This window comes from Aestuariivirga sp. (assembly GCF_047602625.1).
Classification (GTDB): Bacteria; Pseudomonadota; Alphaproteobacteria; order Rhizobiales; family Aestuariivirgaceae; genus Aestuariivirga.
On sequence record NZ_JASGGV010000002.1, the window covers coordinates 1,490,770 to 1,515,262 of the forward strand.

At 62.3% G+C, this 24,493-nt stretch carries 29 protein-coding genes; 7 read left to right on the forward strand and 22 right to left on the reverse strand.

The features are described 5' to 3' along the window. Positions 1-9: 9 nt before the first annotated feature. From QM694_RS12260 to mobB, 9 genes are all read right to left on the reverse strand, one after another. Positions 10-1,134 carry a polysaccharide biosynthesis/export family protein gene (locus QM694_RS12260; protein ID WP_415007213.1) on the reverse strand — a complete coding sequence of 375 codons (1,125 nt, stop codon included), beginning with the start codon at positions 1,132-1,134 and terminating at the stop codon, positions 10-12. A gap of 197 nt (positions 1,135-1,331) precedes the next feature. Continuing rightward, complete coding sequence (locus QM694_RS12265) at positions 1,332-2,402, reverse strand: hypothetical protein (RefSeq protein WP_415007214.1); 1,071 nt, start codon at positions 2,400-2,402, stop codon at positions 1,332-1,334. A gap of 80 nt (positions 2,403-2,482) precedes the next feature. Continuing rightward, positions 2,483-3,346 carry a dTDP-4-dehydrorhamnose reductase gene (gene rfbD / locus QM694_RS12270; protein WP_415007215.1) on the reverse strand — a complete coding sequence of 288 codons (864 nt, stop codon included), beginning with the start codon at positions 3,344-3,346 and terminating at the stop codon, positions 2,483-2,485. Next, positions 3,346-4,404: a dTDP-glucose 4,6-dehydratase gene (rfbB, locus tag QM694_RS12275; protein ID WP_415007216.1), complete on the reverse strand. Its 1,059-nt coding sequence runs from the start codon at positions 4,402-4,404 to the stop codon at positions 3,346-3,348. The genes rfbD and rfbB overlap by 1 nt, the downstream gene beginning before the upstream one ends. A gap of 166 nt (positions 4,405-4,570) precedes the next feature. Further along, positions 4,571-5,128 (reverse strand): dTDP-4-dehydrorhamnose 3,5-epimerase, encoded by a 558-nt coding sequence (rfbC, locus tag QM694_RS12280; RefSeq protein WP_415007217.1) that lies wholly within the window; start codon positions 5,126-5,128, stop codon positions 4,571-4,573. A 3-nt stretch (positions 5,129-5,131) separates the two neighbouring features. Continuing rightward, the gene (gene rfbA / locus QM694_RS12285; RefSeq protein WP_415007218.1) at positions 5,132-6,019 is read right to left on the reverse strand and encodes a glucose-1-phosphate thymidylyltransferase RfbA; all 888 of its coding nucleotides are present in this window, start codon (positions 6,017-6,019) and stop codon (positions 5,132-5,134) included. Between the two features lie 91 nt (positions 6,020-6,110). Continuing rightward, the gene (locus QM694_RS12290) at positions 6,111-7,337 is read right to left on the reverse strand and encodes an SLC13 family permease (RefSeq protein WP_415007219.1); all 1,227 of its coding nucleotides are present in this window, start codon (positions 7,335-7,337) and stop codon (positions 6,111-6,113) included. Beyond that, a complete protein-coding gene (locus QM694_RS12295) occupies positions 7,334-7,870 on the reverse strand; it encodes a DUF924 family protein (protein WP_415007220.1) in 537 nt (178 codons plus the stop codon). The genes QM694_RS12290 and QM694_RS12295 overlap by 4 nt, the downstream gene beginning before the upstream one ends. Next, positions 7,867-8,370, reverse strand: a complete 504-nt coding sequence (gene mobB / locus QM694_RS12300) for a molybdopterin-guanine dinucleotide biosynthesis protein B (RefSeq protein ID WP_415007221.1) — start codon at positions 8,368-8,370, stop codon at positions 7,867-7,869. Before mobB ends, QM694_RS12295 begins: the two co-directional genes overlap by 4 nt. Before the next feature lie 72 nt (positions 8,371-8,442). Between mobB and QM694_RS12305 the strand changes: the two genes are divergently transcribed. Both QM694_RS12305 and QM694_RS12310 read left to right on the forward strand, forming a co-directional pair. After that, positions 8,443-9,081: a type 1 glutamine amidotransferase family protein gene (locus QM694_RS12305; protein ID WP_415007222.1), complete on the forward strand. Its 639-nt coding sequence runs from the start codon at positions 8,443-8,445 to the stop codon at positions 9,079-9,081. 67 nt (positions 9,082-9,148) lie between these two features. Beyond that, a complete protein-coding gene (locus QM694_RS12310; RefSeq protein WP_415007223.1) occupies positions 9,149-10,045 on the forward strand; it encodes a DMT family transporter in 897 nt (298 codons plus the stop codon). Here the strand turns inward: QM694_RS12310 and QM694_RS12315 are convergent. Next, positions 10,042-10,617: a molybdenum cofactor guanylyltransferase gene (locus tag QM694_RS12315; RefSeq protein ID WP_415007224.1), complete on the reverse strand. Its 576-nt coding sequence runs from the start codon at positions 10,615-10,617 to the stop codon at positions 10,042-10,044. The two genes, QM694_RS12310 and QM694_RS12315, sit on opposite strands and share 4 nt — an antisense overlap. Next, positions 10,614-11,198, reverse strand: coding sequence for an MOSC domain-containing protein (locus QM694_RS12320; protein WP_415007225.1), 585 nt, complete (start codon positions 11,196-11,198; stop codon positions 10,614-10,616). Before QM694_RS12320 ends, QM694_RS12315 begins: the two co-directional genes overlap by 4 nt. Positions 11,199-11,239: 41 nt before the next feature. Here QM694_RS12320 and QM694_RS12325 point away from each other — a divergent pair, with 41 nt between their 5' ends. The 3 genes from QM694_RS12325 to QM694_RS12335 are packed head-to-tail and all read left to right on the forward strand — an operon-like array spanning position 11,240 to position 12,877. After that, on the forward strand, positions 11,240-11,476 hold the full coding sequence (locus QM694_RS12325; RefSeq protein ID WP_415007226.1) for a sulfurtransferase TusA family protein: 237 nt from the start codon (positions 11,240-11,242) through the stop codon (positions 11,474-11,476). Then, on the forward strand, positions 11,473-12,351 hold the full coding sequence (locus QM694_RS12330) for a dimethylarginine dimethylaminohydrolase family protein (RefSeq protein ID WP_415007227.1): 879 nt from the start codon (positions 11,473-11,475) through the stop codon (positions 12,349-12,351). The genes QM694_RS12325 and QM694_RS12330 overlap by 4 nt, the downstream gene beginning before the upstream one ends. Positions 12,352-12,361: 10 nt before the next feature. Continuing rightward, positions 12,362-12,877 (forward strand): hypothetical protein, encoded by a 516-nt coding sequence (locus QM694_RS12335; protein WP_415007228.1) that lies wholly within the window; start codon positions 12,362-12,364, stop codon positions 12,875-12,877. 390 nt (positions 12,878-13,267) lie between these two features. Here the strand turns inward: QM694_RS12335 and QM694_RS12340 are convergent, their stop codons facing one another. From QM694_RS12340 to QM694_RS12370, 7 genes are all read right to left on the reverse strand, one after another. Continuing rightward, positions 13,268-13,573 (reverse strand): hypothetical protein, encoded by a 306-nt coding sequence (locus QM694_RS12340; RefSeq protein WP_415007229.1) that lies wholly within the window; start codon positions 13,571-13,573, stop codon positions 13,268-13,270. Positions 13,574-13,663: 90 nt separating this feature from the next. Then, complete coding sequence (locus QM694_RS12345) at positions 13,664-13,987, reverse strand: hypothetical protein (RefSeq protein WP_415007230.1); 324 nt, start codon at positions 13,985-13,987, stop codon at positions 13,664-13,666. A gap of 11 nt (positions 13,988-13,998) precedes the next feature. Beyond that, a complete protein-coding gene (locus QM694_RS12350) occupies positions 13,999-14,349 on the reverse strand; it encodes a Spx/MgsR family RNA polymerase-binding regulatory protein (protein WP_415007231.1) in 351 nt (116 codons plus the stop codon). 4 nt (positions 14,350-14,353) lie between these two features. Next, positions 14,354-15,475, reverse strand: a complete 1,122-nt coding sequence (locus tag QM694_RS12355) for a CobW family GTP-binding protein (protein WP_415007232.1) — start codon at positions 15,473-15,475, stop codon at positions 14,354-14,356. Further along, positions 15,475-16,368, reverse strand: a complete 894-nt coding sequence (locus QM694_RS12360; RefSeq protein WP_415007233.1) for a DMT family transporter — start codon at positions 16,366-16,368, stop codon at positions 15,475-15,477. The genes QM694_RS12355 and QM694_RS12360 overlap by 1 nt, the downstream gene beginning before the upstream one ends. Positions 16,369-16,375: 7 nt before the next feature. Beyond that, positions 16,376-17,659, reverse strand: a complete 1,284-nt coding sequence (locus QM694_RS12365; protein WP_415007234.1) for a D-alanyl-D-alanine carboxypeptidase family protein — start codon at positions 17,657-17,659, stop codon at positions 16,376-16,378. Positions 17,660-17,746: 87 nt separating this feature from the next. After that, positions 17,747-18,964 carry an ATP-grasp domain-containing protein gene (locus QM694_RS12370; RefSeq protein ID WP_415007235.1) on the reverse strand — a complete coding sequence of 406 codons (1,218 nt, stop codon included), beginning with the start codon at positions 18,962-18,964 and terminating at the stop codon, positions 17,747-17,749. Positions 18,965-19,184: 220 nt separating this feature from the next. Between QM694_RS12370 and mgrA the strand changes: the two genes are divergently transcribed. Beyond that, the gene (mgrA, locus tag QM694_RS12375; RefSeq protein WP_415007236.1) at positions 19,185-20,210 is read left to right on the forward strand and encodes an L-glyceraldehyde 3-phosphate reductase; all 1,026 of its coding nucleotides are present in this window, start codon (positions 19,185-19,187) and stop codon (positions 20,208-20,210) included. A gap of 1 nt (position 20,211) precedes the next feature. Then, positions 20,212-20,583, forward strand: coding sequence for a DUF1801 domain-containing protein (locus QM694_RS12380; protein ID WP_415007237.1), 372 nt, complete (start codon positions 20,212-20,214; stop codon positions 20,581-20,583). 4 nt (positions 20,584-20,587) lie between these two features. Here QM694_RS12380 and QM694_RS12385 read toward each other — a convergent pair whose 3' ends face one another. The 4 genes from QM694_RS12385 to QM694_RS12400 form a co-directional block, all read right to left on the reverse strand. Next, positions 20,588-21,850: an MFS transporter gene (locus QM694_RS12385; RefSeq protein ID WP_415007238.1), complete on the reverse strand. Its 1,263-nt coding sequence runs from the start codon at positions 21,848-21,850 to the stop codon at positions 20,588-20,590. A 25-nt stretch (positions 21,851-21,875) separates the two neighbouring features. After that, on the reverse strand, positions 21,876-22,352 hold the full coding sequence (locus QM694_RS12390) for a hypothetical protein (RefSeq protein WP_415007239.1): 477 nt from the start codon (positions 22,350-22,352) through the stop codon (positions 21,876-21,878). Between the two features lie 137 nt (positions 22,353-22,489). Next, positions 22,490-23,710, reverse strand: coding sequence for an argininosuccinate synthase (locus QM694_RS12395; RefSeq protein WP_415007240.1), 1,221 nt, complete (start codon positions 23,708-23,710; stop codon positions 22,490-22,492). Between the two features lie 327 nt (positions 23,711-24,037). Further along, positions 24,038-24,493 carry a hypothetical protein gene (locus tag QM694_RS12400; RefSeq protein WP_415007241.1) on the reverse strand — a complete coding sequence of 152 codons (456 nt, stop codon included), beginning with the start codon at positions 24,491-24,493 and terminating at the stop codon, positions 24,038-24,040.

Sequence of the window (24,493 nt, forward strand, 5' to 3'; positions counted from 1 at the left end):
GCCTGCGGATCAATTGAGGCCGGGATCGACGACGACCGCCGTGCCATAGACGTTGCGCAGCGTGGAGATCGTCAGCGCGATGGGCTGCAGCGACCTGATCCATTCGACAGACGGCGCATTGGTCACATAGATGGTGTCGTCGGGCCGCATGCCGAACACCTGGGCGATGAACATGGTCTCGGGCTTCGACATGTCGAACTTGAAGATGACCGGGCCTTCCTGCCACTTGTTGTTGGCGTCGCGCCACGCTTTCGGCTCATGCAGACGGAACACGAAGACGCCGGTGTTGCTGGAGGTCGTATTGTCGAGGCCGCCCACCTGCGACAGGGCATCCATGAGCGACGGATTGAGCTTGGTGAATTCGCTCTGGCCTGTCTTCTTGACAGCGCCGAGCGCATTGAAGACCTTGGCATTGGCCTCGAGGATGACTTCATCGCCCGCGACAAGCCGCGCATTGCGGCCGTTCTGCACGTCCGAGAGCGGAATACGCGCCACCGACTTGCCGCGCCGGATGATGACATCGACCTGGTGCGGCTGGCCTTCGGTGCCCCCCGCCAGCGCCAGCGCATCCATGAGCGTGAGCGCCCCGTTCATCATCGACAGGCGGCCGGGATTTTTGACGAGCCCCGACACCAGCACGCTGGAGCCATGGTCGGATTTGACCTCGATATAGACCTGCGGCTCGAACGTGACGCCGACGAGGCGGCCACGGATGCGCTCCTGCGCCTGCGGCACGCTGCTTCCGGCGAGGCGCACCCGCCCGGCATAGGGAAGGGTGATCGTGCCGTCATTGTCGATGCGGAGATTGTCAAACACCGTTCCGCCCACGGCGAGCGGCGCAAAGAGCCCGCCTTCCTTGCTTTCGGATATCCTCACCCGGATTTCGTCGCCCGCCGACAGGACAAGCCGGGGCGCGGTGCCGATGCTGCCCGTGCCGGCATAATCGGTGATGGGCTGCACGCGGTAATCGGCAACATTCACGGCAGTCGTATCGATCAGCGTGAAGCCCGCGAGATCGGCGGCCTTGCCGGTGATCTTGGACTCTTTCGGACCCGGTTCGGGGATGCCGGAACAGGCGGAAAGCATGGTTATCATGCCGCACAGCAGAAGCTGGGCGAGGAATCTCACTCGCATTGATGCCGGATCCCCTGTTGATCCCCGGACAGCCTGCCATCCCACACGGGGCTGCCCGTTTTGTTTGCCCGGATTCCTTAACCCAAGGTCCCGGCCATCGACAAGCCAAACCCGCGCGTTAACCACATTGCGTTGCGATAAGTCCCCACACTATGGGCATTTTGCAACAATGGCGGATTGGAATCATTAACGAATTTTCAGGTCTCGGGGACGAAGGCAGCAAGTTCCAGCTCCCGCAGCCAGAAGTTCCTGACCCGCGCCCGGCTGCCAATCCGGCGCGACAGATTTTGCCCGCCGGCGGCGAGGCGCTCGGCATTGTCGTGCCCCTCCGACAGAGTTTGAAGCGCATCGCGCCATCTCTGCGGATCATTGTGGAGCAGAAGCCCCGACTGGCCATGCGTGACTACCCCGGAGAACGGCGGCTGCTGGCTGTAAAGCCCCGCTGCGCCATAGGCCGCATGATCATGCACGCGGCTGAAGGACCGGGCCCGGTTGAACGCCGTATCGAGCGCCGGGGCCAGCGCAATATGAAAGCGGTTCTCCGCCACGAAGGCCCGGTAGCGCTCCCAGCCCAGCATAGGCAAATGTTCGGCATTGGGGAGATTGCGCAGCACCCGCGGCGCGTGGCCGTTGAGGAAGGTGGTGAGCCGGGCATCCGGCCGGGCTTTCAGGAAATCCGCCACCGCATCGGCGACGAACGCCACATCCTGAAGGTGCGAGCGCGTGGCGGCGACCACGATATCCAGCCCGCGCGGCCGCCGGTGATGGGCCAGGCCACCCGCCCCATGGCACTGCGCCGGATCGAGCCTGAGGCGTATCTTGTTCTTGTAATGAGAGAGAATATCGTCGGACGGCGCCACGACATGGGTGACGAACGGCATCAGCCTGCGCATGAACCCGTCGCGGTAGGCCAGAAGGCGCTGCCGATAGTCGGGCGGCAGTCCATCCTGCGGATCAAGGGCGCCGAAATTGTCATCAATGACGAGATAGACCCTGACGAACTTGCGGCGCTCGAGAATGCCGAGTTCGCGGTCACCAACATAGCGGATGATGATGGCGCAACGGCCCGAGACGAACATGGTGCGCGTGACGCGGCGGATGGGGCGGCCGGAATTGTCCAGCCTCGTGCCGATGAAGCCCGCCAGCGGGTCGGCGAAATAAAGCGCCGCGGAGGGGCTGTGCGGCGGGGTGAGACGCGCGGCGGCGGCGGCATTGGCCAGCTTCGCCCTGATTCCACGCTTGATGATTTCGGGCAGCAAGACAGCCACGAAATACTTCCCCTCGTTCAGACACCGCCCTGAGTCATTTTCTTAACATATCCGCAAGAGACGGACAAAAAGACTTTAGGCTAAAGTGTCAATAACCGTTCCACCGTTTCAGCCGTGGCCTCATGCCAGGGGCGCAGGCGAAAACCAAAACGTTTGGCGAACAAATCCGTCGAAAGTTTTGAATTAGCGGGCCGGCGCGCAGGGGTTGGATACTCAGCCGTGGTGATGGCCTTCACTTCCGGCGACGGCCCGCCCAATGCTTTTGATAGTTCGAAAATATTGCGGGCAAAGCCGCACCATGTCACCTCGCCCTCGCCGCAGAGATGATAGGTGCCGCCGTCACGCGCCTCCCGGGCGAGGCGCAGAATGGCATCGGCGATATCGAGTGCCGAGGTGGGATTGCCACGTTGATCATCCACCACGCTGAGCACGGGCCTATCTTTACCAACCCGCAGCATGGTTTTCACAAAATTGTTTCCGAAGGGACTGTAGACCCAGGCGGTGCGAAGAATGAGCGGCGACGGATGCGCCGCCTTGACCGCCGCCTCGCCCTCGAGCTTTGAGCGGCCATAGACGCCAAGCGGCCCCGCGGCATCCGTCTCCACATAGGCAGACGGCTTGTCGCCGGAATAGACATAATCCGTAGACAGATGAATGAAGGGGACGGCAAGCTTCGCCGCCGCTTCCGCCGCAGCGCCCGCCCCCGTGGCATTGACGGCGAAGGCGCGCGCCTCATCCTGCTCCGCCTTGTCAACCGCCGTATAGGCGGCGGCGTTCACCACGAGATCTGGCTTTGCGTCCATAATGACGCGGCGGACAGAGGCCGGGTCTTCGAGATCAAGCTCGGGGCGCCCCGCCACGATGACCTCATGCGGCGACTGCGCGGCTTTCTCCACCAGCGACGTGGCGACCTGGCCGTTCCTGCCGGTGACGAGAATACGCATCAGGGCTTGCCGCCGCCGAGGCGCTGACCGGCATAGCGCGCGGCGCGCAAAGGCTGCCACCACGCGCCATTGTTGAGATACCATTCGATGGTGCTGCGGAGGCCGGTGTCAAAATTATGCTTCGCCTTCCAGCCCAGCTCATTCTCGATCTTGGTGGCGTCGATGGCATAGCGGAGATCATGCCCCGGCCGGTCGCCCACGAAACGGATGAGGCCACGCCTGTTGCCCGCGTTGAGCGGCATCAGCTGATCCAGCGTGTCGGCGATGGTTTCGACCACCTTCAGGTTCGAGCGCTCGTTGCGGCCGCCGATATTGTAGGACTGGCCGACGCGGCCTTTTGTGACGACAAGCGCCAGGGCCCGCGCATGATCTTCGACATGCAGCCAGTCGCGCACATTTTCGCCCGTGCCATAGACGGGCAGATCCTTGCCTTCCATTCCGTTGATGATCATCAGCGGAATGAGCTTTTCGGGGAAATGCCACGGGCCATAATTGTTGGAGCAGTTGGAGAGAACGACAGGCAGGCCATAGGTGTGATGCCACGCCATGACGAGATGATCGGAGGACGCCTTGGACGCCGAATAGGGCGAGGACGGCGCATAGGGCGTTTCCTCGGTGAAGAGGCCGCCATCCAATGGCAGGTCTCCGAACACCTCATCGGTGGAAATATGATGGAAGCGGAAGGCGGATTTCTTCGGCTCCGGCAATGAGGCATGGTAGGAGCGCGCCGCCTGCAGCAGAGCGAAGGTGCCGAGGATATTGGTCTGGATGAATTCGCCGGGGCCATCGATCGAACGGTCGACATGGCTTTCGGCGGCGAGATGCATGACGGCATCCACGCCCTCGCGCTCCATCACCTTCTGCATCGCTTCGCGGTCGCAGATGTCGAGCTTGTAGAAGCGGTAGTGTGGATTTGCGGCAAGTTCCGCCGTCGAGCCCTCGCTCGCCGCATAGGTCATCTTGTCGACGTTGACGACATCGAAGCCGAGGTCATTGACGAGATGCCGGCACACCGCCGAGCCGATGAATCCGCAGCCGCCGGTGACAAGGATTTTCATAAGGGATGCCTTTGCGTTTTTCGCCTTCCCCCCTCGCGGGGGAAGGTGGATCGCGCGTCAGCGCGAGACGGATGAGGGGGTGGATGGCTGAAGCCGGAGCGACCCCTCATCCGGCGCTTCGCGCCACCTTCTCCCGCAAGGGGAGAAGGGGAATCATATGCGCCATTCAAAACACGATATCCTTCTCTGCCTCGGCGAGAAGCGGGGCGGCGGCGTCCTTTGCCGAAAGCACCGGCTGCTGGCCGGGATCGAGCGGCCATTCAATGCCGATGGTTGGATCGTTCCAGCGGATGCCGCGGTCACAGGAGGGCGAATAAGGCGCCGACACCTTGTAGAGCACCTCGACATCGGGCTCGAGCGTGACGAAGCCGTGCGCAAAGCCCTTCGGGATGAGAAGCTGGTTGAATTTTTCCGCCGAGAGGATGCACGACACCCATGTGCGATAGGTGGGCGAGGCTTTGCGAATATCCACCGCCACATCGAAGATCGAACCCTTCAGCACACGGATCAACTTGTCCTGCGCATCGGGTGCGACCTGGAAATGCAGGCCGCGCAGCACGCCCTTCTCCGCCGAGTAGGACTGGTTGTCCTGCATCCAGTCCTGCGTGATGCCCGCATCGGTGAATCTCTGGCGCTGGAAGGTTTCGGAGAAGAATCCGCGCGCATCGCCGAATTTCTTCGGCACGACTTCGAGGACGCCCATGCCGAGATCGCGGACTTGCATGGCCTATCTCCGGGGCTCGTTGCCATGCTCCGCCACGATTCGGCAGAGATAGGCGGCATATTCGGTCTTGCCCAGCGCGGCGGCGCGCTTCAGCATCCGTTCTTCATCGATATAGCCGCAGTTGAAGGCAATCTCTTCCGGGCAGCAGACCTTGACGCCGGTGCGCGTTTCGATGGTGCGGATATAAGAGCCCGCATCATGCAGGCTGTCATGCGTGCCGGTGTCGAGCCAGGCATAGCCGCGCCCCATGCGCTCGACGTTCAGATCGCCGCGCTCGAGGTAGATGCGGTTGACGTCGGTGATCTCAAGCTCGCCGCGCGGGCTGGGCTTGATGGACTTGGCGATCTCGACGACATCGGTGTCGTAGAAATAAAGCCCGGTGACGGCCCAGTTGGATTTGGGCTCCTTCGGCTTTTCCTCGATCGAGGTGGCGACGCCTTCCCGGTTGAAGGCGACGACGCCGTAACGCTCGGGATCAGACACATGATAAGCGAAGACTGTCGCGCCCTTTTTACGCGCGGCGGCGGTCTCGCATTTCGACTGCAACTGCTCGCCATGGAAGATGTTATCGCCCAGGACCAGCGCGCCGGGGCCGCCGGCAAGGAATTTTTCGCCGATCAGGAAGGCCTGCGCGAGGCCGCCGGGATGCGGCTGCTCGGCGTATTGGAGATTGATGCCGAAGGCCGATCCGTCGCCCAGCATGTTGCGGAAATGCGGCAGGTCATGCGGCGTGGAAATGATGAGGATGTCCTTCAGTCCCGCCAGCATGAGGACCGACAGCGGATAATAGATCATCGGCTTGTCGTAGACCGGCAGAAGCTGCTTCGAGATGGCGAGCGTCAGCGGATAAAGCCGCGTTCCGCTGCCCCCCGCCAGAATGATTCCCCGCATTCACAAATCCCCTGGTTACCCCGCCGGCTCCCGGGCCTGTTTCCCGGTTCGGGGCGGGCTTGTCAACCCGCAGGGTGCACTGCAGTAAAGTCTAAAATTGCACAGAACCGGTGAGCCACAGCCAGGCGGTTGCCGCCGCCATGGCGAACAGCGTCATGACGATCCCGGAGCGCATGAAATCCATGAAACTCAAATCCCCGCCTGAGGCCTTGGCGCGCTCCGCCACGATGATGTTGCACAGCGATCCGGTGAGCAGCAGGTTGCCCGCGAAGGTGGAAAGCAGCGCCATGGCGGCCAGAACCCCTTGCGAAAGATCGGGCACGATCTTGAGAATGAGAATGATGGTCGGCACATTGCCGATGGTATTGGAGGCCGCGAGCATGAGGGGCGACAAGACGCTGAGCCTGTCGAGCGACAGGCCATGCGCCTTGAGGCTGACCAGCGCCTCCTGCGCCAGCCCGGTTTCGGCGAAGGCCGCGGTGACGCCGAACAGGCAGATGAACAGCAGCAGCAGATGCCAGTCCACCGCGCCGATCATGTCGCGCGACGACATGCGCTTCGACAGGAGGAGCACGCCCGCCACGGCAAGCGCCGAGAGCTCGCGCGGGAAGGGCGTGAGGAACAGGCCGATCAATACCGCGATCGCAACGATGCCCTTGGCGAGCTGGAAACGGTCCACCTGTGGCTGTTCGGTTTTGCCCTCATGCGGCGTGGCGGCGAGGCTGCCGCGCCATGTCCAGATGACGGCGAGGAAAACGAACACCAGCGCCACCAGCGTGGGCGGCAGGGCCAGCAGCAGGTAGCGCCCGAAGCTCAATCCTCCGGCCTGACCCAGCAGGATGTTCTGCGGATTGCCGATCAGCGTGGCGGCGGACCCGGCATTGGCGGCCCCCGCCAGCGCCACCAGATAGGGCCGCGCATCAAGCCCCTGCGCCAGCAATGCCGTGCAGATGAGCGGTGTCAGGGCAAAGACCACGACATCATTGGTGAGGATGGCGGAGAGAATGCCGGTGACGGCGATGATGACCGCCAGCAAGAGCTTCGGCGCATGGACGGCGCGGGTGATCTTCGCCGCCACGAGGCCATAGAAGCCCGAGCCTTCAAACTGCGCCGAGAGGATCATCAGCGCGAACAGCAGCGTGATGGTCGGCATGTCGACCGCCGCACCGGCCTTCGCCATGCTGAGATCACCGGACGCCAGCAGCACGATGAGGCCGATCAGCGCCACCCCGGTGCGGTCAAGCCTGAGACCCGGCACGGTGCCGACCGCCATGCCGAGATAGACCAGAATGAAAACGATAACGGGAAGAGATGTCATCCCGAAAATCCGCCCGCCGCGAGGAAGGCCAGTTCCTCCGCCGTCGAGACGCGGCCCAGCACTTTGTTCCGGTGCGGGAAGCGGCCGAACTCTGCGACGATGTCGAGATGCACCTTCGCCCAATGCGCCATGTCATGGAGGCCGAGGGACTGAAACAGCGAGAGGCAGCGCCACTGGTCGTCGATCTGCTCGGAATGTTCATAAGGCATGATCAGCCACATGGCGCGTGGTGCGGGCATGGCGTGATGAAATCCCCGGATAATTGATTGCTTGGCGAGCCTGAGCGCCCGCTGGTCGGCGGCGAAAGACAACGGGCTGCCGCGATGGATGTTCCGCGACACCTGATCGAGCAGGATGATGAGGCCCAAAGCGCCTTCCGGAGTCTCCCCCCAATGATCGAAGGCGCCGCCCCGCGCCTCTTTCAGCGCCGCGCCAAAACGCACCGCAAGCACCCCGTCAAAACTTGCATCCCTGGTGAACCAGCGCGTCTCTCCCGCCTGCTCCCAGAAGGACACGATCTGTTCCGGCGTCATGAAAGCCCCATGTGCGTGATGATGAAATCGGCGAGCGCCCCGATATCGTCGCGGCTGAACACCGGAACCGGCGCCTCGGCAACCGGGCCGCTGGCCGCGATGGCGACGATGGTGGGATCATCGCCCGCCAGATGCGGATGATCAAGCGCGAGATTGCGCACCTCGATCTTGTCATGGCCGTCGCGCTTGTAGCCCTCGACGATGACAAGATCACACAGCGCCAGCTTGGCGAGGATGGCGGCAAGCGGCGGCTCTTCTTCCCCGCGCGATTCATGGATGATGGCCCAGCGGTGGCGCGACACGACGGCCACTTCGGACGCGCCGGCCTTGCGGTGGCGGAAGGAGTCACGCCCCTCATGGTCGATGTCGAAGGAGTGGTGCGCGTGCTTCACGGTGCAGATGCGATAGCCGCGCGCGGTCAGATCGCGCACCAGCCGTTCCACCAGCGTGGTCTTGCCCGCATTCTTGAACCCGGCGACGCCGATGATCTTCATTGACACGCTTTCACCGGATTTTCCTCACACGCTCATGCCCAACATGGCACTATGGACGTTTCAATGCGGAGGACGGTCATGCCCAAACGCGCCTATGTCTATCTACCCGAAACCTTCGCCGACTGGGAAACGGGATTTCTGGCGGGCACGCTGCGCTCCGGCGAGGGTCTCTCGGAAGCGCCATGGGAGGTTTATTATGTGAGCGAGGATGGAGCCGCCGCCGGAAGCATCGGCGGGCTTCGTGTCATGCCGGACCTGGCGGCGGACCATCTCAAGGCGGATGACGGCGATCTGCTGGTGCTGTGCGGCGGCGATTCGTGGAATGAGGGCCGCCACGCGGCGATCATCGCCAATGCCCGCCAGCGCATTGCGGCGGGCAAGCCCGTGGCGGCGATTTGCGCGGCAACGGTGGCGCTGGCGCGCGCCGGATGCCTGGAGACGCTTGGGCACACCAGCAACGATCTTGGCCTGCTGAAGCAACTCGCGCCGGGCTATGGCGGCGAGGCCCATTACCGGCAACGCGCGGTGGTGCGTGACGGGATGCTGGTCACGGCAACCGGCGTTGCCCCGGTGGAATTCGCCGCTGAAACGCTGCTGATGGTCGGCGCGATGACGCCGGAACTCGCCGAAGCGTGGAAACAACTCTACACCACCCATGAACCGGCGGCCTTTCACCGGCTGATGGATCTGTGGCAGGCCAACCAGCCCGCCCCGTAACGGATCAGCCGAATGCTTGAACCTCCTGCTGCAAGCCCGTAACACCGGCGCGCAACAGGAATCGAACGTGGAAAATTCGCCTACCCTCAGGAACCCGGCGCTGCAATTGGCCCTGGCGCTGGCGGTCAGCGCCACCGTTGGCGTCTTCGTGGTGGAAGCGGGCATCGATCCGCTGACCACCGTGTTCTGGCGCTGCGCCTTTGGGGCCACCTTCCTGTTCCTGTGGAATCTGGCTTTTGGCCATTTGAAGGGCGGCGGCTTCATGTGGCGCAACCTCATTTTCGCGGCGGCGGCGGGCTGCCTGCTGGCGCTGTGCTGGGTGTGCCTCTTCGCGGCCTTCCGCATGACCTCGATCGGCACGGCCACCATCGTGTTTCAAAGCTATCCCTTCCTGCTTATCCTCGCGGGCTGGCTGGTCTGGCGCGAACGGGTGACGGTCGAACAGCTGGCGTGGATCGTGCTGGCCTTCGCAGGCGTGGCGCTGGCCAGCGGTGCCTTGGCGGCGCCCGCCTTTACCGGCGGGCAATGGGTTCAGGGCCTGGGCCTCACCCTGCTGGCGGCGGCCTGCTATGTGGGCGTGACGGTGCTGGTGCGCGCCATTCGCGGCCAGCGGGCCGAGGTGACCATGATGATCCAGGCATCGGTGGGCGCTGTGCTGCTGGCCTTCGGAGCCGATTTTCATCAGGCGATCAGCGCCCGGTCCTGGGCCTGGCTGGCGGGGATCGGCGTCATCCATTCCGGCCTGGTGATGGTAGCAATGTATGCCACCTTCCCGCTGCTGCCCACGCCCCGTATCGCCATCCTGAATTTCGTCTATCCCGCCGTGGCCATCCTGCTCGACTGGTTCATCTACCGCCACCCGCTGACGCTGGTGCAACTCGCCGGGGTGGCGCTCATCGTGCTGGCGACGCTGGGCGCAAATCTCGGCTGGCGCCTGCCGGGCCTGGCGCGGAAGACGGGCTAGCCACTGAGACTCGCGATGCGGTTTGCTTCCGCAAGCTCCTCCGGCGTGTTGACGTTCATGAAGGGATCGAAGGGCCGGGCGTCCCACTCCACGGTTCTTGCATCAACAGCTTCAACCCAATCGCGCACCCGGCGCACGCCGCGCGCTGTCAGGCTCTCAAGCGATGCGCGCGCGGTCACGGGCCACAGGCCGGTGAGATAATGCACCGCGCCGCCCGAAGCCGCCACGGCGGGGGCACCGGCTGCGGACAGCCGCGCGGCGAGGTCTGAAGGCAGGAACGGGCAATCGGAGGGCACTGTCAGCACGGCATCCACATCTTGCGCTTCCCCCCACAAGAGCGCCGCATGGAGCCCGGCCAATGGTGTTCCGATGTCCTTCATGCTGTCCGCAATCACGGGAAGGCTAACGCCCGCAAAGCGCGCCGGATCGCCATTGGCATTGAGCGCCACGGGCTGCGGCAGGATCGAAAGCAGACGGTCGATGATCCGCCTCTGGCCCACAGGCAGCAGAAGTTTCTCCGCCCCCATGCGCGAGGACGCGCCGCCCGCGATGATGACGGCGGCGATCTTCATCCGTGCGCGTAGATCCGCTGCGGCGGAATCCACACCGTGATGGGATCGCCGCTGCGGATCAGCCCTTCGGCCTCGACCCACCCCACGACGCCACGCTTGTTGCGGGCAGCAGCGACGAAGCCCAGCTTCTGATCGGGATTATGGCTCTTGATGATGTCCGCCGGGTAGCGGCAGGGCAGGTTCTCGATGTCGATGGTGATCATGGCGCCGCTGGGAAATTGAAGCCGCGTGGAAGGCGGCAGCAGGGTGAGATCGGGAATGCCGCGCGTCACGATATTGGCGCCCACCCATTCCGGCTTCACCGCCTGAATGCCCATCTTCGCCGCCACCTCAGCCAGTTCCTCTTCCGACAGGATCGAAAGCTGGCGGGCATTCCGCACTTCCGTGCCGCGCTTGAACTGCTTGATCATGCGGACATCGGATTTCCGCGTCAGGCCGCCGTGGCAATCGCCCTCGGGGCCTTCGAAGCGCAGCATGAGATCGTCACGCTCCTGCTTCTCCAGCCCAGCCTCCCGGTCGGGATTGGCCAGCAGCATCGCGACAGTGCCCTGAAAAGAGGCTTTGGACAGAAGCTCAGACATTGTGTAACTCCGCGTCTCAGGGAACCGCTTCTAGCCGCATCATGGCCGAAAATCATTCCGAAACCACGCTCGATCTCTCCGGCCTGCTCTGCCCGCTTCCTGTGCTGAAGGCGGGCAAGCGGCTGAAGGCGATGCCGCCGGGAAGCATTCTCACGGTGATCGCCACCGACCCCATGGCGGCAATCGACATGCCGCATTTCTGCACCGAACAGGGCCACACGCTGCTGGACCAGCGGGAAGCCCAGGGCTCACTCACATTCAGGATCAGGCGCGCATGACATTCGATTTCGGACAGTTCAACAACTGGGGCAAGCTCAAGACCGTGGCGGTGCGCGATGTCGACACCGCCTTCGCCAGCGATGCGAAGATCGATGCCGAGTGGAAGGATTTGAATTTCCACTCCCGCCCCGACCTTGCCAATGCGCGTAAGGAATATGCCGCCGTGGAAGCGGTGCTGAAAGCTTGCGGCGCGGAAATCATCAAGCTGCCCGCGGGCGATGGGCTCACCCTTGATTCGATCTATACCCATGACGCGCTGATCGTGACGCCCAAGGGCCTTGTGAAGCCGCGCATGGGCAAGCCGCAGCGGCGGAAGGAATCGGATGTAAACGGCCAGGCGCTGGAGAAGCTGGGCATTCCCGTTGCCGGGGAGATCACCGGCGAGGGCAAGGTGGAAGGCGGCGACCTTGTGTGGATCGACCGCTACACGCTGCTAGCGGGCGTGGGCTACCGCACCAATCTCGAAGGCCTCAGGCAGCTTGGCGAACTGGCGGGCGGGGATGTTGAAATCCTGTGGTTCGACATGCCGCACTTCAAGGGAAGGAGCGATGTATTCCACCTGATGTCCTGCCTGTCGCCGCTCGACCATGACCTCGCGGTGGTCTATCCGCCGCTGATGGCTGTCCGGCAGCTTGAGTTTCTCGAATCGCGCGGCATCAAATTCCTCGAGGTGCCGCAGGAAGAGTTCGACACCATGGGCTGCAACGTGCTGGCCCTTGGCCCCCGCCACGCCATGATGGTGGAGGGCAACCCCGAAACCGAACGCCGCATGAAAGCAGCGGGTGTGAAGGTGGAGGTCATCAAGGGCTACGACATCTGCCGCAAAGGCGAAGGCGGCCCAACCTGCATGACAAGGCCGCTGGCGCGGGGGTGAGGGGAATTCAGTGCGGAAGGATCATCGGGAAGCAGGTGAAGCTGACTGTGTGAGCGAAGTTCGGGGCTTTCCACAGTTGTGCACCGGAGCGCCGCAACCGCGCATAGTCAGCAACGAACACAAGCTGTTCCTGATCTATTACACCGCGGAACCCATTGCTCCTCCCGCATTGCTACGACGGCGTTCAAAGAATTCACGCGTGATCGCGGTTGTGGCCTTCGATCATTTTCTCTCTTTTAAATTCGGATCGCCCAATGATGAAGCGCTCGCAGGTCATCCGCTGTATTCAAAGGGGCTTTCATTTTATGGCATTTTCCATGTGAAAAACTCGACATGGATCGATGAGGTGAAGCGTATCAATTCAGTGCATCCATCCTTCGATGCTCGTTATTATGAGCAGTTTCAGCATTTCATTTTTGCGTTCCATGATTCCACCTTCGAATGCATTGCAGAAGATATGTCATTTGAAACGAAATCAGGCTCGCTTCGGACTGCCATGAATGAATGTGTGAAATTATTGATCTGACGGAAAACGCACTTTCGCGTGGGAATGTCCGATATCTGCTGCATTTATCACTCACCTGTCACCCCGGCTTGTCGCCGGGATGACAGGGATTTTTTCTTCTCCCTCTCCATGCGCAAGCATGGGGAGGGTGGATCGCGCGGCAGCGCGAGACGGGTGGGGGTGAGGTGGCGGTTTGCGGAGCAGATCAATCGCTACAGTGGAGCGATTGAAGCCGCCGAACGCCGTGAGCCCAGGCGAACGGCCGGCATTTGCAGGATGATCCGATACCTCGCCGCCCCACCCCGGCCCTCCCCACAACGCGGGGAGGGAGAAGATTGGAGTATGTGCTTTCCCGCGAACCAAAGGCAAATATTTATCGAACTCACAAAAAGAAACCGAACAGGGCGCAGACTATTTCATCTTCTTTCGCTGATTGACGACGAGCACGCATGACGGATAATTGAGAGCGGCACAATATTCATACGAGCGTTCAAAACCACAGACTTCCCCTCTGACACTCATATAAACATCAACAATATTCTGCAACTTTTGCTGGTCGCCTTTACTCTGCTTGAGCGCACTCAGAGCGTCCAAATCGTATGACGCACATCTCTTTTCGATTTCCTCAGATAATTCTTCTGCCTTTGCAGGCATGTGCAACATCAGAACAAGCAAGGCGGCCACGGCCGGGAGATGAAAAAATGACTGTTTAAGCATCTTGCCGCTCCATCAGTATTGATCGGCTAATCCGGCCATCAGAAATGTAGAATTCACTTTCTTCGAACCAATGGAGGAATTCTGGTTCGGCTACTTCTTGTTGCGCTTGAGCGCCCGTTCTTTTTTTCGCACAAGCACCATCCCTAGCGGCATATCGGGCTTCTTTTTCCATTTCGGTTTTTGTAGCCGGGGAAGTGAAAGCGTTGATTCGACAGAATCGGCCAGTTCCTCGGGAAGTTGAGCGATGACATCAATGTCCTGATTGGCTTTCCGGCGAATTCCGCGATGACTCCGCGCTTTCGACCGTGGAATGTTTTTTCGCGAAGCCTTCGCATTCTCCCCGTAAACATTTCGGCAATCCCTGGTGAGACTAAGCGTCTTCTTTTCCTGAGGTGATTTTATGCGCTTGACCATGCTCTTCCTTCCTACCCGAACATCTCCTGCACCTTTTTCGCGAAGCCCACCGTGACCGCGCCGTCGCGGTGTTCGATGAGCGGGCGGCGGATGAGGGAGGGGTGTTTCACGGCCAGCGCCACGGCCTTGGCTTCGGTGAGGTTCGCGGTTTCGGCTGAGGGGAGGCCGCGCCAGGTGTAGCCGGCCTTGTTGATGAGCTTTTCCCAGCCGCCCACGGCTTTGGACCATGCCGACACCTGCTCTTTGGTGACCGGCGTTTCGCGCACGTCGGACAGCGTGTTGGCGATGCCGTGATCATCGAGCCATGTCACCGCCTTCTGGCAGGTCGTGCATTTCTTGAGGCCGTAGAGTTTGGGCGCCATGGGATCACCTGTTGAGGGAAAGGGTGGTGTCGGTGAAGGCATCGGCACCGCCCGAAATCTGGTCGGTGAAGGCCTTGAACAGGCCCTCGATCATCGGCTTCTCGATATCCTTCACGATGAAGACAAGCCTTGTGCGATGATCGGCATCGGGCCAAGCGGCAAGCCGGACGGGGGGATGGAACACATGCTGCACGCCATGCAGCACCACCGGGCTTGAGGGATCATCCGCGAGCTTCACGATGCCCTTCATGCGCAGCATGTTGGCGCCGTGATAGGAGCGCAGCAGTTCGAGAAACAGCTCCAGCCCCTGCGGGCTGATGGCGTTGGCCTCCGTGAAGCTGAAGGAGCGGATGTGTTCGTCATGGCGCGACACGTCATGGTGATGATCGTGGTGGTGATGGCCGTGATGGGCATGACGCCGCCCGCGCTTCTCGCCCGTGGCATAGGCTTCCGCCGCCAGCCAGTTCTGCACATCCGGCGTTTTCTTCGTAGGGTCGAAGAGGCCCATGGTGAAGAGGCGCTCCGCCGTCGCCTCGTTGCGGTGGGTGGTGAGAAGACGCGCCGCCGGGTTGAGCTTGCGCAGCCTCGCGATGATGGCGAAGAGCATGTCCTCGCCTTCGCGGCCCTCCAGCAGATCGACCTTCGTCAGCACGATGCGGTCGGCCACCGCCACCTGCTTCACCGCTTCCGCATGGGCATCGAGCGTCGCCATGCCGTTGAAGGCATCGACCACGGTGATGACGCCTTCGAGGCGGCACGTGGCGAGAAGCCCCGGATCGCTCATCACGGCATGAAGCACGGGCGCGGGATCGGCGAGGCCGGTGGTTTCGATGATGATGCGGTTGAAGGCCTTGATCTCGCCCCGCCCCCGGCGTGCGAGGAGATCATGCATGGTGTCGATCAGGTCGCCCCGGATGGTGCAGCACAGGCAGCCGCTCGCCATCTCAACCACGTTCTCGTCCGAGCGCTCGACGAGGAGATGATCGATCCCCACATCGCCGAACTCGTTGATGATCACCGCCGCGTCGGCGAGGAACGGGTCCTTGAGCAGGAAATTGAGCAGCGTGGTTTTTCCGGCGCCGAGAAAACCGGTGAGGACGGCGACGGGGATCGGCGGTTGCGGCATCAGGCGGGTTTCCGTTGGTCGATGAAGCTTGAGGCGGCAAGGCCGGCCAGCACCATGCCGCCGCCCACATACTGGTTCAAGGCCAGCCGCTCACCCAGGAACAGGGCGGCGATCGCCGTGGCGACGATCGGCTCCATGTTGAAGAAGGGGGCGACCACCGAGGCTGGCGCGAAGCGCAGCGACAGCATGTGGAACATATAGGAGATGACATAGACGACGCCCACCGCCGCCATGAAGGCAAGGCCGGTTGAATTGGCTGATCCGCCGGGGAAGATCGCCAGCGTGCCGTTGCCCACCCACAAGGCGATCAGCAGGATCGGCACCCAGATGACGGCATGGACGAGCGAGCCGAATACGGCGGGCGTCATGTAGTTCGAGATCGCCCGGCCGGAGAAACATTGCAGCGCGCAGCCAAGCGCCGCCGCGGCGGCGAGCAGGATGCCGCGCATGTCGAGGCTGTCGAAGCTCGGCCCCACCGAAAGTGCCAGCCCTCCGAAGGCGAAGAGGGCGATCAGTGTACGGAGGATGCCGGGGGAATGACCTTCGACCAGGGGCGCCGCGAGCATGACGATGACCGGAAACGTGTAGAAGATGATGACCGCGAGGCCCACGGGAATGAACTGCACCGAGGCCAGATAGCCGATCGACACGACGATGGTGGCTAGCGTTTGTCCCAGAAGGCTGGGCCAGGCGGGGCGCGGAATGCGGAAGCTGTCGCCGTTCAAAATCGCCAGCACAGCAAAGCACACGGCCACGAGGCAGGTGCGCACGAAGATGCTCTCGATGGCGGGAACGCCATTGTCATAGGCGCCGCGCACCACATTGGGAACGAGGCCATAGAGCGTTGCCGCGCCCAGCGCGCAGGCAATGCCGGAACCGTTGCGGTTGATCATGTGGGGATCAGGGCTTCTTGGCCGGAGGCTTGGACTTGCCGTCGCCGCCTTCGGCTTCGCCGTCATCGTCGCCCGGCTCGGTGTTGCCCGCCTTGGACTTGGGCTTGGGCATCAGCGTGGCGATCTGCTGGAACACCTGCGGGCTCAGCACTTCGCAAGGGGCCTTGTCGGCGCGGTATTGCGTGCAGAGCTCCGTGCCCTTCTGCTGGTCAAGATTGGCGAGAACCGCCGCGAAGCCGCCCTTGTTCGGCATTTCCAGAATGCCGGCAAGGCCACCCGCATCGAGCCCGTAGGATGTGAGAAGCCGTCCCCGGAGCGCCATGTCGGCCTTGGCTGCCGTGTCATAGGTGCCAAAGGAAATGCCCCAGTCCTGCATGTCCTCGGCATAGGCGAGCGTGATCGGCTTGGTCTTGCAGACATCGGGCGCCATGTCGGCGGGAACGATGGCGCCGGTGGCCTGGTTGGCGACCCCGGCGAGTTTGGGCCGCGTTGCATCGGGCGCGCGGGTGAAGCCATCGGTGAGGAGGAGTTGCGCAAGGTCGGCGCGCGCCTTGCCGCTGGGCGAGCCGAAAATGACGGAGGCAAGACGCCTGCCGTCATGCGTGGCGGTGGCCACGAGGTTGAAGCCTGAATCGCACACGAAGCCGGTCTTCATGCCATCGGCTTCCGGCATCTTGCGCAGCAGCGAATTGCGGTTGGCGAGATGCTTCTTGCCCACCGCCACATTGGGCTGCTTGAAGTAATGCGCATATTCCGGAAATTCCGACACCAGCGCCGACACCAGCACGGCAATGTCGCGCGCCGTCGAGATATGGCGCGGCTCGAAAAGGCCGTTGGGATTCATGAAATGCGTGCCCGTCATGCCCAGCGTGCGGGCGGTGGCATTCATCTCCTTCACGAAGTCGGGCCAGGTTTCGGTGGACTCCGCCAGAACATAAGCCATGTCATTGGCGGAATAGACGAGCAGCGCCTGCAGCGCGAAATCGACCGATACCGTCTTGCCAACCGGCACGCCGATCTTGGATGGCGGCTGCTCATGGGCGATTTCGGAGACGGTGATCTTCTGGTCGAGCTTCAGCGTTCCCGCCTTCAGCTTCTTGAAGATGAGATAGGATGTCATCAGTTTGGTGATCGAGGCGGGATACCAGGGCTCTCCCGCCCGGTCCTGCGATAGCACCTCGCCGGTGGCCGGATCGAACAGCAGCGACGGGCCTGCCGCCATGGCTGAGCACGAGGCCATCGCCAGCACGCAGAGCGCAATCGTCAGCTTGCGGTAGATCGTCTTCGCCACGTTCGGTTCCCGGTTTCGCCCGCAGGATAGACCATAGCGTGCGCCTGAGATCAACACCGGGGAGAGGGCCGAAATGCGGCAGAACGGCTAAGCCTTGCGCTTGCCGCGCCGAAACAGCGCCAGCGGCGTGTCGACAAGACTGGGCAGCGGATCGTCCCATGCAAAGGTGGCATAGGCCGATGCGCCGAACAGGCTCCGCAGATAGGCGGCGAATGACAGCTCGCCCTTGCGGATCGAGGCCAGCGACTGCCCCGCATCGCGCGCCACATAGAGCCACGACGCTCCGGGGCGGCCCTGGGCTTTTTCCACCGCACCGCCATTGGCGAGATCGAAAGCGGCGCCCGCGAAATCAACACCGGCCGCAACGCCCAGACCGTTCCATGTCCAGAGCCTGGGGTTCACGTCGATGAGCTTGAACTGGTTGTCGCGGCGGTCGAGCTTGAATTCGATTTCCACAAGACCGGTGTAGTTGATTGATGCAAGGAAGCGTTCGGCGTGGGCGCCGAAGCCCAGGTCGAGCATGCTTTCCACGAAGGTTCCGGTGCCGAAGCCGGCTGGCGTCTGCCGGGTGCGCCGGGCCGCCATGGTGACGAGCGGCACGCCGTTTTCGCACAAGGCACACCACGAGAACTGGCTGGAATCATCGCCGGGGATCAGCTCCTGCACGATCAGCCCGGCGTCACCCGCGAGATCGCTGGCCCTGCCGAAGCGGCGCAAGAGGTCCTCACGCGAGGCGATGATCCAGGCCTTGGCGGCGGTCAGCGCATTGACGCCCTGCTTTTCGGCGGGCTTGACGATGAGCGGAAACTGGAAGTCAAGCGCCCGAGCGTCGTCAAGCGAGCGCACGGCATAGGTGCGGGGATGCGGAATGCCGAGGCTGGCGCAGCGCGCATAGGTCATGTGCTTGTCGGCGGCGAAGCCCAGCGTCTCCCATGGCGGCACGGTGAGGCGGAAGAGGCGCGACAGTTCGGCGTGATTTTGCGAGACGAGCCGCACCTCGGCATCGCCAGCCGGAAACAATGTCCAGTCCAGCGCGCCGCGCTTCTCCGCCAGCGCGATCAACTGGTCGAGCGCGCCGGCAGACTCCGCGCCATCCCAATCCTCAGCCCAGCTGGCGAAGCGAGAATAGGACGCAACCGGATTGAGGCCGCGGACCACGCCCACCGGAATGCGCCTGCGGCCCAGGCTGCGCACGGCAGCCAGCGCGCCGCAATCGCCGCCGATCACCACTGCGCCATGCGACACGGCTGGGGAACGGGCCGGAGACGCATCCCGCGCCTTCGCATCCTTCCGTTCACGGATCATTCCCAGATCCCGCTTCGCGATGAGGTTTCCCGCCATTCCCGCCAATTCGCCCAGTTTTCAGGCAAGACGTATCACGGGCGCTGTTTCCGTCGTCTTAGGGGCCTGTGCGGAAACGGGAAAACCGCTGACCGTGCTTAACGGATGCTTGCGGTGTGCCGGCTTCCATTGATTCACCGCCCTTGCTGGGCTTTATTCCCCGGCGCAACCAACGGAGGCCTTCATGTATCTTGCCAATTCCCAGCGCTATGACGGTGCATCCTATCGTGCGTGCGGCAAGTGGGGCCTGAAGCTGCCGCTGATCTCGCTGGGTCTCTGGCAGAATTTCGGCGGTGCGGATGTGTTCGAGACCGGCCGCGCCATGCTGCGCCGGGCCTTTGACCGGGGCGTCACCCATTTCGACCTCGCCAACAATTACGGCCCGCCCTACGGTTCGGCGGAGGAGAATTTCGGAGTCATACTGGAGAAGGACTTCCGGCCCTACCGCGACGAACTGGTGATTTCCAGCAAGGCAGGCTGGGACATGTGGCCTGGGCCTTATGGCGTGGGCGGCTCGCGCAAATATCTGATCGCCTCGCTGGAGCAGAGCCTGCGGCGCATGAAGCTCGACTATGTGGATATCTTCTATTCTCACCGCCCGACGCCCGATGTGCCTCTGGAAGAGACCATGGGGGCGCTGGCGCAGATGGTGCGGCAAGGCAAGGCGCTCTATGTTGGCATCTCCTCCTATGGCCCCGAGCGCACCCGGGCGGCGGAAAAAATCCTGCGGGCCGAAGGCGTGCCGCTGCTTATCCACCAGCCCTCCTATTCGATGATCAACCGCTGGGTGGAAGGCGGCCTGCTCGATACGCTGGGCGAACTGGGCACCGGCTGCATTGCCTTCTCGCCGCTGGCGCAGGGCATGCTGTCGTCCAAATATCTGAACGGCATTCCCGCCGACGCCCGCGCGGCGCGCGAAGGCTCTCTCAAGGGCGCCATGGTGTCGCCCGAAAATCTGGCGCGTATCACGGCGCTAAACGAGATTGCAAAGAAGCGCGGGCAGTCTCTCGCGCAGATGGCGATTGCCTGGGTGCTGCGCGACCCGCGCGTGACCTCGGCGCTCATCGGCGCGCGCACCGTGGCGCAGCTCGATGACTCGCTCGATGCGCTGAAGACCCTGAATTTCTCGAAGGAGGAGTTGAGCGCCATCGACAGGCACGCCACCGATGGCGGCATCGACCTGTGGCGCTCACAGTCGCAGCAGGCCTGAGATGGAGAGCGCCGCCCAATTAATCGATGCGCGGATCGCCGGGCTGGGCGATTGGCGCGGCAAGATGCTGGCAGAGGTCAGGGCGCTCATCCATGAGGCTCTTCCAGATGTTGTGGAGGAGTGGAAATGGCGGGGCGTGCCGGTGTGGTCAAGCGGCGGCATTCTCTGCACGGGTGAAACCTACAAGGCGGTGGTGAAGCTCACCTTCGCCAAGGGAGCCAGCCTTGATGATCCCAAGCATGTCTTCAACGCCAGCCTCGACGGCAACACGCGCCGCGCCATCGACATTCGCGAAGGCGGCAAGATCAATGCTGCGGCTTTCAAGGCATTGATCCGCGCGGCGGCGGAGTTGAACCGCCAAAAGAAGAAGTGACCTTTCAGGCCTTGGCCACGCCGCGGCCTTTGCTTTCGGGCTTGATAATGCTGTTCCGGAAAACCAGAAACAGCGCCAGCGCGATAAATGATACGCCGCCGCCGACATAGTGGGACAGCCCATATCCGCCTTCGGTGACGAGCCAGCCCGCCACGACATTGCTCAACGACGCGCCGATTCCCTGCATCGTCATGACGGCGGCAAACCCGACATTGAACCGCCCGGTGCCGGCGAGCAGGCGCTCGGCAGCCACCGGCGTGATGATGCCGAGCAGGCCCGCCCCGATGCCGTCGAGCGCCTGCACCGGATAGACCACCCAGAAGCCGGAAAAACTTCCGGCGAGCGCGCCACGGATTGGCAGCGCCAAAAGGGCGATGATGAAAACGGGCGCCAGGCCAAGGCGGCGGATCAGCATGGGGGTTAGGGCGGCCAAGGCGATCATCGCCAGTTGTGAAACGCCGGTGATGATCGCGGTGGTGCGGAATGGCGTGCCCAGTTCGATTGAAAACTGTTGGGCGATCAGCCTGCTCATGGGCGCGTTGCCCCAATGAAAAACCAGCAGGACTATCGCCAGCAGAACCAGCCCCCGGGTTTCGAACAGCGTTTTGAAACCGGATGGGCCGGGTTTGCCGTCATCATGCGCAAGCCCCCGCGCCTGATTGTGATCGATGCGCTTCGGATCAATTGCGAATACCCCAAGCAGGGTGCCGATTGCTGTGGCGACCATCAACCAAATGACCCCTTGATGCCCAAACAGGGTGGCCAGCACAAAGATCGCAAACAGCGAGGCGAAATTGCCCGCGTGGTTCCAGAATTCGTTGCGGGAGATCTGCTGCGAAAATAATTTTTCTCCGACGATGCCAAGCGTCAGCCCGGCAAGCGCTGGTCCTATGACGGCTCCGACGACCGCCGTTCCGATCTGGCCACCCCAGACGATGGCCACATTGGGCACGAGAAGCGTGACCAGCGCCGCGACGGTGACCAAAATGACAGGAATGGCGATCAATGCGCGCTTCCACGTCGAGGCGTCCACGAGCGCGCCGCATAACGGCGTTGCCGCAAGTCCGACAAGCCCGCCGACCGTGGCGATGAGACCGAGCGTCAATGTGGACCAGCCATTGGTGGCGAGAAAAGCGTCCAGGAACGGACCCAAGCCATCCCGCGCATCGGCAAGAAAAAAATTCAGGACCGCCAGGGCAATCAGCGTCCGGTCGGAAAAGAGCCGGGGCGGCTTGGCATCTGCCCCGGCGGTTTGCTTGCTAGGCATATTGCGTCCTGGTCAGAACAAATCGCTATACGCGTTCAGCGCGCCGAAGCTCTTCCGACCACTTTTCACTGTCGGCTTCCTTTGACTTGCGCAGATGGCCGTCGAACTCGACATGGAGCTCGAGATGTTTGCCGTGCGCATCGCGGGCCAGGATTTCGAAATGCTTGGGCTTGCGGCGGGGTTCGCCAACCGCTTTGAAACCGGCCCTGGCCACGCCCGCCAACGCTGCATCGGAAGACACGTCCTGATGATCATGCTTCGGAGGGCCATGCGGAATTTCGATCGCGCCGCGCCCGCCAACTGAAATTCTCTGCACCTTGATCTCCGATGGCTTCGCTTCTCCCCACAATTCAACCTTGTCGCCTGTCTTGAGCGAGATGCGTTCAGCGCCTTTCGGCGTGAGATCGGCCAAAACGCGTTTGCCGTCCAGCTGAACGACGAACCGGTGCGCGAATATGTCGGTTACGACGCCTTGCAACGCCGTCTCTTGCCGTTGGAGCATTTTTACCACCATGGAGGACGTTGATAATATCTGCGGGTTCTACGGGGAGCCTGCCCCGCAGGCGATCATCAATGCTTTGGCGCAAGATTGGTTCCTTCGCGCGGGTGGCGCGTTGAACAGCGCGAAGGCGAAACAGATCAGCCCTTGCGCTTGCGCGCCGCCAGGGTGCGAAGTCTCAGCGCGTTGAGGCGGATGAAGCCGGCCGCGTCCTTCTGGTCATAGGCGCCGCGGTCATCCTCGAAGGTGACGAGCGCATCGGAATAGAGCGACTTCGGCGACTTGCGGCCAACGACGATGACATTGCCCTTGTAGAGCTTGAGACGCACCGTGCCTTCGACGTTTTCCTGGCTCTTGTCGACCATCGCCTGCAGCATCTCGCGCTCCGGCGAGAACCAGAAGCCGTAATAAACGAGCTCGGCATATTTGGAGATGAAGCTGTCTTTCAGATGCGCCGCCTCGCGGTCGAGCGTGAGCGATTCCATGGCGCGGTGGGCGGTGAGGAGGATCGTACCGCCCGGCGTTTCATAGACGCCGCGCGACTTCATGCCCACGAAGCGGTTTTCCACCAGATCGAGCCGTCCGATACCATTGTCATGGCCGAGGCGGTTCAGCTCGGTGAGCAGCGTGGCGGGCGACATCTTCTTGCCGCCGATGGCGATGGGATCGCCTTTCAGGAATTCGATCTCGATCTCCGTCGCCGTGTCGGGCGCGTCCTCAGGCGAAATGGTGCGCTGGTAGACATAGGGCGGCGGCTCCACCCACGGGTCTTCCAGCACCTTGCCTTCCGAGGAGGAGTGCAGGAGATTGGCGTCGACCGAGAAGGGCGCTTCGCCGCGCTTGTCTTTCGACACCGGAATCTGGTGCGCCTCGGCGAATTCGATGAGATCGGTGCGCGACTTGAAATTCCACTCCCGCCAGGGTGCGATCACCTTGATGTCGGGGTTCAAGGCATAGGCTGTGAGCTCGAAGCGCACCTGGTCATTGCCCTTGCCGGTGGCGCCGTGGGCGATGGCGTCCGCCCCGGTTTCCTTTGCGATCTCGATGAGGCGCTTGGCGATCAAAGGCCGGGCAATCGAAGTGCCGAGCAGATAGACGCCCTCATAGACGGCATTGGCGCGGAACATCGGGAAGACGAAATCCCTGACGAACTCCTCGCGCACATCCTCGATATAGATGTTCTTGATGCCCAGCATCTCGGCCTTCTGGCGGGCGGGCTCCAGTTCGCCCCCCTGCCCCAGGTCGGCGGTGAAGGTGACGACTTCCGCGCCATATTCGGTCTGCAGCCATTTCAGGATGATCGAGGTATCGAGCCCTCCCGAATAGGCGAGGACGACTTTCTTGATCTTCGGCTTGGACATGGGGCACCTGGTAAGACTTTTCCGGGCGGGGCCTATCATGCGGGAAGCCTGTGCCGCAAGGGCACGCCGCTTTGACGCCAAGCCTTAGCGAAACATTAAGGCAAACATGAAAAGGAGAGGGAAATCCTCCCCTTGGGCGTGAACGCCATATGAATGCCCGGTTCAGCGCCGATCAAGGGGGCGGATGGCAGAAGGCGGCAATAACCGCTTCCAGGGGATTCCCATGTACTACCTGATCACGCTCATCGTTTCCGCCTTCCTGTCGATCACCGAAGGCCACGCCGCCGCAATCCACGGGCTGGGCTTGCTGGCGGGATAAAAAAGGGCTCAACCCGGCCTGTTCAGTTCGAATGCCGATTGAGCAAAGCCTGCTCCCGCGCGCCTCCCGGCGATGGCCCAGTAGATGTAGCCCGTCAACAGGCCCACGCCGATGACAAGCAGCGAGACGATCCAGAAGGGCGCGCCGGGAAGGACGATTGGCAAACTGCATATCGCGGCAATCACGCCCCAGCAGGCATAAAACCATCGTGCGCGGACCGCGAAAAATTCTGCCGCTGTCACAAAGACCAGCTTCAGCGGCCACATCCAGAACAGCCAGTCGGGAAACGTCATTGCAATGGCGCGGGCAATCAGGACAATCCATCCCGGTTCTCCCGGCAGCGCGTAGCCTTGCTGGCTCATCGCCATGATCAGGTGAAGCGTGAGATAGAGGCAGGCCGGAACATTGGCCGCCAGAAAGGCGATTGCGATCAGTGCGGCACGTGAGGTCAGGCGCCGCAGCAT